General features: G+C 41.6%; 10 protein-coding genes. 5 read left to right on the plus strand and 5 right to left on the minus strand.

The window, feature by feature from the left end:
- Nucleotides 1-135 precede the first annotated feature (135 nt).
- The 4 genes from H6H03_RS02160 (at nt 136) to H6H03_RS02175 (ending at nt 4091) form a co-directional block, all read left to right on the plus strand.
- The gene (locus H6H03_RS02160; protein ID WP_190953484.1) at nt 136-585 is read left to right on the plus strand and encodes a phosphate-starvation-inducible PsiE family protein; all 450 of its coding nucleotides are present in this window, start codon (nt 136-138) and stop codon (nt 583-585) included.
- 235 nt (nt 586-820) lie between these two features.
- Nucleotides 821-1273 (plus strand): nitrate reductase associated protein, encoded by a 453-nt coding sequence (locus H6H03_RS02165; RefSeq protein ID WP_190953485.1) that lies wholly within the window; start codon nt 821-823, stop codon nt 1271-1273.
- 293 nt (nt 1274-1566) lie between these two features.
- A complete protein-coding gene (locus tag H6H03_RS02170) occupies nt 1567-2169 on the plus strand; it encodes a DJ-1/PfpI family protein (RefSeq protein ID WP_190953486.1) in 603 nt (200 codons plus the stop codon).
- Nucleotides 2170-2708: 539 nt separating this feature from the next.
- On the plus strand, nt 2709-4091 hold the full coding sequence (locus H6H03_RS02175; RefSeq protein ID WP_190953487.1) for a PrsW family glutamic-type intramembrane protease: 1383 nt from the start codon (nt 2709-2711) through the stop codon (nt 4089-4091).
- A 335-nt stretch (nt 4092-4426) separates the two neighbouring features.
- On the opposite strand, the gene H6H03_RS02180 is transcribed toward H6H03_RS02175, so the two are convergent.
- From H6H03_RS02180 to ndhM, 4 genes are all read right to left on the minus strand, one after another.
- Complete coding sequence (locus tag H6H03_RS02180; protein WP_190953488.1) at nt 4427-5074, minus strand: hypothetical protein; 648 nt, start codon at nt 5072-5074, stop codon at nt 4427-4429.
- A 145-nt stretch (nt 5075-5219) separates the two neighbouring features.
- Entirely contained in the window at nt 5220-6800 is a 1581-nt protein-coding gene (locus H6H03_RS02185; RefSeq protein WP_190953489.1) for a CHAT domain-containing protein, read from the minus strand.
- A 147-nt stretch (nt 6801-6947) separates the two neighbouring features.
- On the minus strand, nt 6948-9185 hold the full coding sequence (locus tag H6H03_RS02190; protein WP_190953490.1) for a protein phosphatase 2C domain-containing protein: 2238 nt from the start codon (nt 9183-9185) through the stop codon (nt 6948-6950).
- A gap of 817 nt (nt 9186-10002) precedes the next feature.
- Nucleotides 10003-10362: an NAD(P)H-quinone oxidoreductase subunit M gene (gene ndhM / locus H6H03_RS02195; RefSeq protein WP_190953491.1), complete on the minus strand. Its 360-nt coding sequence runs from the start codon at nt 10360-10362 to the stop codon at nt 10003-10005.
- 990 nt (nt 10363-11352) lie between these two features.
- On the opposite strand from ndhM, the gene H6H03_RS02200 reads away from it, so the two are divergent.
- Nucleotides 11353-11637 carry an Npun_R1517 family heterocyst differentiation transcriptional regulator gene (locus H6H03_RS02200; RefSeq protein WP_190949742.1) on the plus strand — a complete coding sequence of 95 codons (285 nt, stop codon included), beginning with the start codon at nt 11353-11355 and terminating at the stop codon, nt 11635-11637.
- Nucleotides 11638-12186: 549 nt separating this feature from the next.
- On the opposite strand, the gene H6H03_RS02205 is transcribed toward H6H03_RS02200, so the two are convergent.
- Complete coding sequence (locus H6H03_RS02205) at nt 12187-12882, minus strand: response regulator transcription factor (protein WP_096537406.1); 696 nt, start codon at nt 12880-12882, stop codon at nt 12187-12189.
- Nucleotides 12883-12902 lie beyond the last annotated feature (20 nt).

Genomic DNA, 12902 nt, shown 5'->3' on the forward strand with positions numbered 1-12902 from the left:
AATTTTGAATCACAAGAAATTTTACTAGCTCCCATTTTAATCTGGGAAATAAAAAACTTACAAAGCATCGATAAGTAATCTTTTTAATCCTTTAGATTTTTCTATGGGATTTTATTTTAGAATCAGGTGCAGGACATGAGAAGGCTACTGAAGGCAATTTTAGCAACTACCAAAGACCAGAACTTCATGCACATGATTGAAAATGTAGAAGTGCTGGTTTCTAAGGTTTTATCTATTTTAATGGTAGTTGTAATTTTAGTGGCGATCGGCGATTTAGCATTTTTTCTATATAAAGAATTATTTACAATGCCTTATGGTAAATTTAACACAACACTATATAAAATATTTGGTTTATTTTTGAATATTTTAATTGCTTTAGAAATTTTAGAAAACATCACAGGTTATTTGAGAAAACACGTTATTCAGGTTGAATTAGTTATTGTAACTTCTTTAATTGCTGTTGCCAGAAAAATTATTATTCTTGATTTAGAAAAAGTTCCCGGAATTGATATAATTGGTTTAGGTGTCGCTATTCTTGCCCTATCAATTAGTTATTTAATAATTCGTTCCAGTACTTCCAGGTAAAAAAGTTAAATAAAAGACATAACAACTTGTTGTGGATTAAAAAAACAGCACTTTGCAAGTAAATTAAGTACGCATCTTAATATGATAAATCTTGTGGGGTGGGCATCCTGCCCGCCCTTCTATAGCTAATTTAGATGAAATGTACTGTATTTTACACCCTTTATTCCCCACCGTCACCGAGAAATTTTATATTACTCAACCAATATTCTTATAAGCCATTTTTCAATACTTTGCTATGGCAGATTTCTTTGAATTTGAAGCAGATTTTGTTGATTCGCTGCGTTGTATTCCCATGCAGGTGCGTTGCAAATTAGATACCTGTGGCATTAAGCTAAAATTGTCTGATTGGAATCAAATGACTACAGCAGAGCGTCAAGCTTTAGTCGAATTGCCTTGCACTACAGAAACCGAAATTCAGTCTTACCGCAAATATATCGAGCAGTTGATTTTACAGCGCACGGGCATAGTAGTTGGCAAATTGCCTATAGAAGCGCATCCTGCATGGCTTGACTCTGATACCATACCACCCACTGTCCAAGAAAAAGCTCAAGAAATCGGAGTAGTCCTGACACAACAACAATGGGCATATTTAACACCATTACAGCGTTTCGCCTTAATTAAACTGAGTCGCCCAGGACATGAAAACAAAAACTTTAGCAGAGCGATCGCAGAATTTCATTTGCTTTAATAAACCTCAGTAGTTAATTATAGCTAGTAATGGGCAATAGGCAATAGGCAGTGGTTTCTCTTGCCTTTTCCTAACTAGCAAATAATATACAAGGATGCGTTAAACTTTGTTAAATCGTAGCCTTCAAAAGGTGCATTTTGCCAAAGTTAATGCTCTAATATATCGATAAATTCGCGGATAAACGCATTAGCTGATATCTGTCTAAATTGGACATTTAGACGTTAAAGTTGTCATTTGTGCTTTGCAACTGACCAATGATAAATAAATAATTAATCACTGAGGGTAGCAAAAATATGGCTGCAAAGAAACTTTTAATGCTGGTTGGCGACTATGTAGAAGACTATGAGGTAATGGTTCCTTTCCAGGCACTGCAAATGGTAGGACATACTGTCCATGCAGTTTGCCCCAATAAAAAAGCTGGCGATAAAGTACGAACAGCAGTTCACGACTTTGAAGGAGACCAAACCTACAGCGAAAAACCTGGTCATAATTTCACTTTAAATGCTACCTTTGCAGAGGTAAAAGCCGAAACCTACGATGCTTTGGTAATTCCCGGAGGAAGGGCACCAGAATATATCCGCCTGAATCAGCAGGTAATAGAAATTACTCGTCATTTTGCCCAAGCAAATAAGCCAATCGCTGCTATTTGCCACGGCTTGCAGTTATTGGCAGCTGCCGATGTGTTACAAGGCAAAAGATGTACTGCTTACCCTGCTTGTAGCCCAGATGTCAACAGTGCTGGAGGTATCTATGTCGATATTCCTGTTGATGAGGCCATAGTTGACGGTAACTTGGTAACAGCGCCAGCTTGGCCTGCTCATCCCCGTTGGCTGGCAGAATTCCTCACAGTACTTGGAACTAAGATTGAACACCCCAAACTGGCTACAGTTGTTTAGAGACAAGATACCAGAAATCTTATATAACAGTTGAGGGTTGACCGTTAACAGTCTGGGGAACAAGATTTCACTTTCTCATTTAGGACTGCTATCTTTCAATACTTTGGGGTAGTTTATTTTACTACTCCCTATTTCCTGTGCCAAAACAACTTAGTCAATCATTAGTGGCAAAAAGAACCGGCAATAGACCAGCGGAAATTATATATTTTCTTAACTTAACTAAATGCAGTAAAAACTACTATTTAGTAATAAATTGCCGTGCGTTTAATTTGCAGCTAGGATGTCAAGATGTAGATCGGCCATAGAATCTGAATTTATCTGCCTAACAACACAGGTTGAGTCAAAAGTTTCAGTGGATGAAATACTTATTAACAGTAGATGAATGAAAAAATTTGAAATTTTGCATCGAGAAATTTAAATTTATTAGCAGTAAGTGAAGCTATAGTGGATTTAGCAATGCTGCTGTTGATGTGGCTAAGGTTAGTCCTGCTGCCAAATTATTTTAAGAATTAATTTAGAAACGCACTCACTCTAACTCAATGACAGGCAAAAACGCAAGACATAATGCATTTCTGCGGCTAGTGTCTGGTAATGGAGCAGCTTCGGGATCGGAATCTCGCTTCTCGCTCTCCCCCAGTAAAGAGATAGTAATTGGACGCGACCCCAGCTGCCAAGTTGTCTTGGATGCCATGATGTACCGAATGGTATCTCGTCGTCATGCGGTGGTTCGTCCTCTGTCTTTATCTCCAGATAGCAAATTTAGCTGGGTGCTTTGTGATTTAAATAGTGCTAATGGCACTTATTTGAACGGACAACGCTTGTATGAATGTCAAGAATTGCACCCAGGCGATCGCATTTCTCTAGGTTCTGATGGGCCGCAATACGTTTTTGAGTACGAGTTGACCTCGCAAACCCCGGCAACAACAGTTAACCAACTGGCATCACTGCCTTCAGCAACCAACTACCACAACCACACCCAATTAAAGCAGCCCGATTCTGTTAGCTTCACTCAGCTTTTTCCGATTATTTCCACTGGTAAAGATTTAACTCGTAAAGCTTACCTCGTACCAGGCATACTGACTGTAATCTTCGTAGTGTTGATGTTTGCTACAGTCGGTCGTCCCCAAGCAAATCAAGTAATCGTCGCAACTTACATTGCCTTCGCCGCCTATTATTTTGTTTACCAACTTTGTGGTAAACAAAAGCCTTGGTGGGTGTTAATGGCTACGGCATTGGGTACGGCGTTGATTTTGCTCAGTCCGCTGTTAGATTTATTTATCTTCGTTTTTCGTGGCATCTTGCCTGGAAACTTACCCTCACCCCAAGAATCTACCACCTTCACAGAGTTACTGGTACGGATGTTTTTTGGCGCTGGGTTGATGGAGGAATTACTCAAAGCAGTGCCTGTACTTGCAGTATTCGCCATTGGTAGAATGTTGTCTTCACCTTGGCGAGAACGCATCGGAGTTTGGGAACCTCTAGACGGGATTCTCTTGGGAACGGCTTCTGCTGTGGGCTTCACTTTGTTGGAAACTCTCGGTCAATATGTGCCCGATATCACTCAAAATGTCACGCAACAGGTGGGTATCGGTGCTGCCGGTCAACTGGCGGGTTTACAACTGCTAATTCCGCGAATTTTAGGCTCTGTGGCTGGACACATGGCTTATAGTGGCTACTTGGGCTATTTTATCGGCTTAGCCGTCCTCAAACCCAGTAGAAGTTGGCAAATTCTTTCTATTGGTTATCTGAGTGCCTCTGCACTCCACGCCCTCTGGAATGCCACTGGATCGATCAATGCCTTGCTTTTGGTAGTTGTTGGAGTGCTATCTTACGCCTTTTTGATGGCGGCAATTCTCAAGGCACGGGCGCTTTCACCAACGCGATCGCAAAACTTTGCTACCCGATTCCTTGGCCCCAGATAATAAATGAGGGGGATGAAGCGGTGAGGAGATGGGAAAATAGGGCGGATAACCAATGCCCAATTCCCAATGTCCAATTCCTAAAGACTATAAAAATATATATCTTGCGATAGATGGTCTAATGATTAAATTAGGCTATTATCGATCTACCTTAGGTGTCTTTACTTGAAAACTAATACCAGTTCTCGAAAATAAACCAACAAATGTCAATCAGGAAAGTATTGCTGTATCTAAGTTTTTGAATTCTGAATTGGTATAACAAAGCAAGACAATATTACGCAGATAAGGCTAGCTATCTCGAAAATTGAATTATTGAAAAAATAAATAACAGACTGGAGTTATGGTTGGGACTGGTATTTGCTGAGTTGACTTAAAGCGTAGTAGGCGATGGCCAGACTAACCTTTGCTTGTTCTATTTCTGATAAAGTTGTCCATTCCCGATTGTTCAAGTTAGCCATTGTAGATGCTGGGTTGTGTGATTCGTTGCTTCGCATCGCATAAGCAAAAGGACGGGCTAAAACTAAAAGATCCTCTTCTCCCCAAGTTGGAAGTACAGCCTGAACGCACTCAACTAGTTGTTCGCCTCTTAATTGCTGACGGGCAAATATTTCAGCCGCTTTAGTAGCAATGGTGTTGAGCAATGTTTGGGGAACACAGGTACAAAAACTAGCGCGTAATGTTTCTTGGAGATTAACCACTACTGATTGTTGGGAATTGCCATCATAGCTTTCATTAAAAGAGATACCAGACCAAAGCGTATCTAAATGCTTGTAAAAATCTTGCGATCGCTTAGTCAGATCTTCATCGATTAAATCTTGGCTCTCGAATTGTTGTTCTAATTCTTGAAAATAAGCTTCTGATTCTTCGTCAGCCACATTCCAAGGATAAGTAGCATCCTCTGGTTCTAGTAAAGCTTCTAATAACTCTAAATCTACTTGAGACTGCAAAGAATAGAAAGTGTCTGAACCATTAATTTTATTAGTCATTTTCTTGCCTCACGATTATTTAGTGGTATTGACAGCTACAATTGCCCAGAAGAGATTTCCGCAAAAAAGTTGATTTTTTCTCTTGGTAAAAACAGATTTTTAAAATTGATACTCAAGACCAAAATTTAATTCTGTAATAGCCGTACTAGGAGTCTTCAATAATGAACTCCCAGGTCTCACCTCTAGCACTTCCAAACTTTAACTGCATACCGGATTTCAAGGGCACTTCCTCTCGGAGGATTTGTTGCCAGCCATTAGGGCCTAAAAACCACGTTGTCCCGTAAGTGGAAAAATCTTGTAAATAATAAGTTCGCACTAGTGTAGCATCAGTCAAAGTATTGCGGCAGAAGATTTCAGCGTGACGTTTAGAAACAGACGGTTCGGGGATGACAATATCATTATCTTTGGTGCGGCCGATGCGAGTAACTCCATAACGCAATAACCAGGTTTTATCTTTTGAAGAGAGCGATCGTAAACTTGCACTAGGAAGCCCAGAACCGACATCTGGAATGGCTGTATCTGGTAATTCGGTAATTCCTTCATCCAGGTTTTTAATCAGTTCGCCATTAAAATCTGGATGTAGATAGAGAACGGGCAAAGTCCAAGCAGGTTGATTGAATCTATACAGTGTTAACAATTCTTTTCTGGCTTGGCTGACAGCTTCATCAATTGGCTTATACAATCGCAAAGCTTCAGCAAAGGCTTGAATAAAACTGTGGCTTTCGTGGTCGGCGATTTCATCTCGCATCCCCAAAACCGCTGGTACACCATGCCGAATTAATACTTCTGCCAAACTGCTGGCAGGTATCGCTTGATTATTGCTGACAGCTGGTTGTGCTCCCCAACAAGCATTGAAAACCGCTAATTTCACACCTGTACGAGTCAATGCTTGGGCTAATTCTATACCATTGAGGATCATGCCCGGTCGCAAAAACAGTAGCCCACCGTCTGGATCTGGCAAACCGTGTCCAGCATAAAAGAAGACATTGTATGCTTTAGTTTCTAATTCTTGAATCAACTCTTCTGGAGTTGGTTGTAACAGCTGATTCACCGTGCAGGGTGCATATCTTTGGGAATTAGTATCGACTGGGGTATCTGTCAGAGTTTGCTGCAAAATCAGCGCTTCTTGTTCTAGTTGCAGGTTCTCATCATGACCTAAAACCAACAGGATATTTAAAGCCTGGTCAGTTCGCAAATACGGTAACGGGTCAACTTCACTGCTAGTGCGGCTAAAGAGCAAATCTTGGGAAAGGGACATAGCCGATTGGCCAGGCTCGCGCTGCATAATTTCCCAAGGGAAAGCAATCAGATCGGGGTCGCGAATTTCCAGTCGAAAGCGCAAACGTGTATGCTGACCCATAGCAATTCCCCGGCTGCGTTCTAAACTACCGAGAATTTGTCCATCGAATACCCAGCGCCATAAAAGCATTCCCAGATATTGCATCAGGCGACTGCTGTAAGGGCCAGTGGTCTGATTTGAAGAAAATGAAATCGAATCAGTGGGTAATAGGTTGCTGTTTTGAGATGTGGAGTTTGGGGGAAGAACTAAATGGTTATGGCCAGAAAACATCTGCCGCCATTCTTGCCAGACTTGGGTGAGTTCAACAGGCCACACACAGTCACGTAAAACATGGCCACTGGGATAGGGAGCCTTGACCACCCAAATGGCGAAATTGTCAGTGCCAGTGTTTAACAGACGGGCGATCGCCAAAATCAGGGATGGCATGGATTCATAAAACTAAAAGCTAAAAACAAATAATTTCAAATAACAATTCTCGAAGGTAAAAATTTTTACTTTTTTACCTTATCAGTTTTTGAGTCTGATTCTTACCTGTTATTATTCCAGGTTTTTACTAGTTTATCGAGTATTTAACTAAGTTTGACTACTATCAGATGGTTGAGTAACTGGTGGTTGAGTGGGGGGTTTACATGGATTTGCTGCGCCTGATTCCAAAACAGACGCTCCAGAACCCTTCAGTTTGGAAAATTCAATCGCTACCTCTTGGCCTGGTTTCAACCCAGGTTTTGATGGAGATGATGCTGGAGTTGATGTACAGACTTGCATCCGAACTAAGAAATCTCCAGATGCAGGTTTGGGATTTGGGTCAGTGCTGATAACTTTTAAAAAACTTTTAGGAGGAAGTGATTGGTTATTCGCCAACGGGATTTCCTTGGTGGTTTGAATTACCCAACCAGAAGCAAGGTTAGCAAGGGTTCGGGGTGGTTCTGTGGCTGCAACAGTAGGAGTTTGAGTTGGTGTGGGATTAGAAGCAATTGGAGGCTGGCTGGTGGATTTTAATCGCAGTTGTTGAATGATAAATCCGCCAGTACCCGCTGCTAGAACAAATAGTAACGGAACTATCCACTGTAGGGGCAATTGGCGAGTTTTGGTAGGCTGACTTTCCTCAATCACCTGAGTTTTGTGGTTTGGGCTGCTTAAAACTGACGTATTTGCCCCTCTGGATGCCAAATCGACGGTTTTTGCTGAATAGCTTTCTGGAATAACAGCTTTGATGGTGATTTCTGGTTCCCAGTATTGGACTTGATAGTGTACTAAAGCGACGGTGACATTATCGTGTCCATTTTTGCTGTTAGCGATTTCTACTAATCTATCTGCTACATTGACGATGTTTGCTTCCCCAAGCAAAATCGGCAAGATTTCTGTTTCCCAGTACTCTTCCACGCGATCGAAATCACTCAAGCCATCGGATGTCAGCAGAAAAACTGCATCTTCATCGAGCATAAATCGTGCAGAAGTGGGATGCAATGAAGTGCTAGGGCCCATCCCCAAAGCCTGGACGAGAGAACCAGCAGAACTTTGTTGCACGGCTTCGCGGTAAATGGCATAGCCCAGGCGAACTTCGCGGGAAGCGACATCATCATCAAGGGTAACTTGATAACAGCCTTGGCGGGTAATCCAGTAGGCACGACTATCGCCGACGTGGGTAATGTACATTTCGTGAGCGACAGGTAGTGCCATAACTAAAGTTGTGCCCATACGCTGACGCCCTTGGCGATTTTCACCGTCATTGCGCTGGCTAATTTTGTCATTAGCCATTGCCACGGCTTTTTCTAAGTCATTTAGCAGCAGTGAGGGGTCTATGTGGTCGTAGGGAACTTTGGTAAGTTGCTGTACTTGTTGTTGGATTGTTTCAATGGCTAAATTTGATGCAACATTGCCGCCTTCGTGTCCGCCGATGCCATCACAGACAATTGCTAAGGCTGTAGGCTGGGGTGGCTTGCTTACTAGAGTGCCGCTGGGTGGGCTACAGGCGTCTTCATTGCGTTGGCGGCTAGGCCCGGTATCGGTTTTGGTGATAATTTTGATTGTGGGTGTTTGCGATCGCCCTAATTCTGCCAGTCCCCGGTCTAAAGCGGTGATTAATTGTTCGGATGAGTGAATTTCGCCCTGAATCAGGGAAAGGCTAACGCGATCGATAAATTCTCCTATGGCTGGTTTGGCGTTAGCGACCAATTGCTGCCAGAATTCCCCTAATTGAGGTAATTTTGGTGATGTGGTATCGTCGAAGCGCAATTCCAACAAACGGACTAACGAGCCTTCTATCCGTAAAACATAGGAGTCAAGCAGGCTAGAAACGACACCTTCACTGGCCAGGGGTTGCCACAAATGAGCTATTTGCCACAACCAATTGAGTTGGCGCATGGATGTAGCATCACGCCAAGCACTGGTTAACTCGCTGCCCAGATGCACTTGTTGGGTTGTATTATCCACCATTACTGGTGGTTTTTCTAAAAGTAATATTTCTCGCTGGGGGGAGTCCTTAGTTAAGGGAAGTACTCCATGTACCTGCGGTACGTGTAAGCGGTAGGGAATGAGCCTTAAGTAAGCTCTGGGAATCTGTAAATTCTCTAGCTCTGGCGTTAGGGTTAATAAACCAGGCTTGGTATCTAATAGGACAAATTTATCAACAATTAAATAGCGATCGGCTAATATTTTTCCAGGGCTACCCAAACTCTGGTCGTCTATCACAGCCCAGAGGTAATTTTTGGGTAGAGGCGTAGAACATCGCTGGCAAAACTTATGAGTCAGGGGGTTGGCAGCCTGACAATTTTCATGTGGACACTGGAGCGTTGCCGCATCATTTTCCATAGTTTTCCCACCGATCGCAGATTGGCAATTTCTTTAATAGCATTACTAGGGACAATCTAGACCGCTCGTCTTTCTTAAACTTGACATATTCAGGCTTTAGATGATGATTTTAGCTGGCCTTTATCAGCAGATGCTAATATTTAACTTATCTAAAGATTACGCTTCCAAGTTAACCCTACAGCCCCATCATAGCTTCTATCGCTGTGTGACTCTCCATCGCTAAAGCAAATAACTCCAACCGTCTCACCAAAGATAGCTCAAGCATAACTGTGCTATTTGCTTTTGCTGAATTACTCCATGTTCAATAGGCAGATAATATTGGTATTTATCTAGTTTATAAGTAAGATAGCAATAATTAACTTTAATTAAGAATTAAGATATAGCGATCGGTTTTGAAGGTTGAGCTTATTTGTGTAGCTAGGGAGTAGGGAATAGGGCTGGAGCTTTTTTGAAGCAATCAAATAGAAGTCTCATAACTGTAATAGAGTTGGTGGCAAAACTACCTGACGAATGAAGTTGCTTAAAAAATGCTGTTTCCAGGTTTTTACAAGTCAGATAATGGGCAATTGAGGGGGTGGAAGGACAAAAAGAGGGGGGAAAGACTTACTATAACTTCCCCTTTGCTCCGATTTTTCCATTCCCCACTCTCTATTCTCCAGATAGTTTAGCCCATCTGGTAATAGCTCTCTACGTTAGGGACTTCAAAGAAAAATATCCCATTGTTTGCACTCAACAGAAGCCAGTGCGTTGGACGGGTTCCCCGGCTTGTTCGCTCTTAGCGTTCCCGTAGGGTAGCAACTGGCGTTCATTTAGTAGCTTACTGCTGCTCGTCAATTGCAACTTGGGGGATTCCCATACTGTAGTTGGTGACGCGGCCAGAGAGATTGTAGCTGATTTCGCCGAGTTGTAGGAGCGATCGCACATAATGTTCTAAGTCTGAACCGACGCGGCGTAAGTTATAGTCTGTGAGGTCTGCGCCACTAGAAGCTTCTACTAGTTCATCGAATTTTCGATAAACCTTTTGCAGGGCATCTTCATTCCAGTTGAATTCGTTGTCTGGGTCAATATCTAGTGTCAAGACCTGATCGCTTGGAAGGAGTTCGCCATGTTGGTCAATTTCAGCCGCAAAAATGCGGATATGCCGGGTTGTGGACTTGAGCAGCGTCGGATTATCCATAAAAGGGTGTAAGATTTGGGTGAATTACACTGAAATTATTGTAAACCCTATATTCAAGCTTAAATGCTCTTAATTTACAAGCTTTGAGGGCAGTTGCAAAAGGGCTAGCTATTACGCTTTGAAATTGTACAGAGTTACTCATGGTGTTGACGATTAACGATTAACTGTCAACCCTCAACTTTTAACAGCCAACACAAAAAAATTTGCTGCCTTAGGTGTAAGTAAAAATATTGTCTGTACTGATTACTGCTTTTACTTGTATTAGTAGTTGAAGTCTCAGTTAGTTGCTAGTACTGACAGTATCTTTATAATCTTCACACCCAAATTACTGGGTAGAGTATTTTTATTTAGGCAAATACAAACCAGTCTCAGCCCTATGTTTATCTTGCTTATTGCTAAGGTTTTTGTATTTATTAAGTCTAGAAGACGGTAGGATAAGGTTTCGGGGTGGAATAATTTGATCTGTGTACATTTTTGAGCGAGAACAAAAATTTTTACATTAATAACTATGTGAATCAATTTCTCCTCAAATTGCTCTTGAAAAAAACGTACATCTAGTAATTTTACGGAATAACGCTACACATACCTCTGGCATTAATAAAAGGAAAAATTTTTGGTGTTTTTACGTAAGTAAAAACACCAAAAATCAAGTAACAAGTCAAACTGTTATTGACGTTCACATAAAGTTGATGTAAAAAGCTTTAAAAAGCTCGGACAACTTCTTACAGAAACTTTATTGTGTAGAATCTTAAAAACTGAATAATAGTTATGGCTTACCATAAGCTACATCTGGCACAGTTAGACCAGAATCTAGACAGTAAAAATTGAGCTTGAAAACAAAACACAGGAGAGTGAAATGGAATACATTGGTGTTTGATGAAGAAAAATTCTTAATTCAAGCACTTTGGATTCAAAAAAGATATAAAGAACTTTTGCTGGACATCTACCTCCTTACCCTCATGACTACCAAGTAAAGGAATCTCAATAGCTATGAACTCCAAAGCATTACCACGCCAAATCAATAATCTCGAAGTAGGTGTTTATGAGTGCGAAGTACATCTCAAATTTCGGTTGATTGAGGAAAAGAGTCTATTAGGCGATCGCGAGCAACTCTTACAGGTGCTACTCGATGCTTTGACCGAGGGATCTGACGATTTTCTGGAGACGCTACAAGCGTCCGTTAAAGCTCAGGAAATATCAGAGTTCAAAGCCTCACCTCAAATGCGACGCCAGCTGATGCGCTTGCGTAATGCTGCTGAAAATCCTCAAATTTAAAGGTGTAATTTAACTAGTGAAAAATTGGAATTAAGTATCAAATCGAATAGGCATCTCATACCGTCAATACACCCGTTGCAATAACAACTAAGCAGTCAGTAGAATTCATAAAATATTTTGATTTCTGCTTTGTGAAAGTCTTATTTAGCAGCACAAAGTCCCAGGAACAGTTTCCTTAATTAAAAAAGTTTGTAGCAAAGGTTACTGGTAGAATCTCAAAGCAAATTCAGCCGGGTGCATTTTACCGAGTTAACATCAAAACATTGGGAAAAACAAAACCCTGTGTCTTTACAGATTAGGCGTTAGACAACAGGCGCAAATGCAATGAAAACCTAAAAGACTAAAGGAAAAATAAATAACTTTTCTTTTGGCTTTTTGCTCTAACTAAGTGCCTGATTTGCTGAAATACTTATGTTTTATCTATTACCAATTGGATATGGGGATGAGGGAGAGAGGGGAAAAGGTTAAAGGGAAAAGGGAAAAGGGAAATTTAACCTTTCCCCTTTACCCCTTTCCCTTTCCCCATACTCCATGCCCCATGCCCAATAATTATTTAGCAAGACCGTGTTCTAGAGCAAAACGAACTAACTCTGTACGGCTATTGGTACCGGTTTTACTAAACAAACGGCTGACGTATTTTTCTACGTTGCGGACGCTGGTTTCCAAACGACGGGCGATTTCTTTGTTCATCAACCCCTCAGCGACTAAGTTTAAAACACTTTGTTCTCTGGGGGTCAAATCAATTTTGAAAGGCGCTGGTGATTGAGAAATGGCATTTCTTTGAGTTAACAAGGCCTTGATTTGGGCTATCTGATTGGCTAGTTCAGCAATATCAGGAGTTTCAAGGTCATCTGCTGTGGTTGCAGGTTTAGCGGCGCGGCGGGCTAGCAAATTTTCGACTATGGCCACTAACTCATCTGGGTCAAAAGGTTTGGGAAGATAAGCATCGACACCTGCTTGATAACCTTGAATGCGATCGCCTGTCATTCCTTTAGCGGTTAAAAATACCACAGGGAGTGCTTTGAAACGCGGATCTTCTCGCAGTTGCTTGAGGAACTGATAGCCATCTACTTGGGGCATCATGACATCGGAAATCACTAGATCGGGTGTATTCACCTGCATCAATTCCCATCCCTCAACAGCATTACTGGCGATTTGAACGCTGAAACCGCTCTCTTGCAAGTAATCTTTCACGGCTTCCCGTATCCCTGGTTCATCATCCACCAGTAACAGTTGTGCTGACATTGAAAATTTCCTTAAGTTTA

This window comes from Nostoc paludosum FACHB-159 (assembly GCF_014698835.1).
Taxonomy (GTDB): domain Bacteria; phylum Cyanobacteriota; class Cyanobacteriia; order Cyanobacteriales; family Nostocaceae; genus Nostoc; species Nostoc paludosum.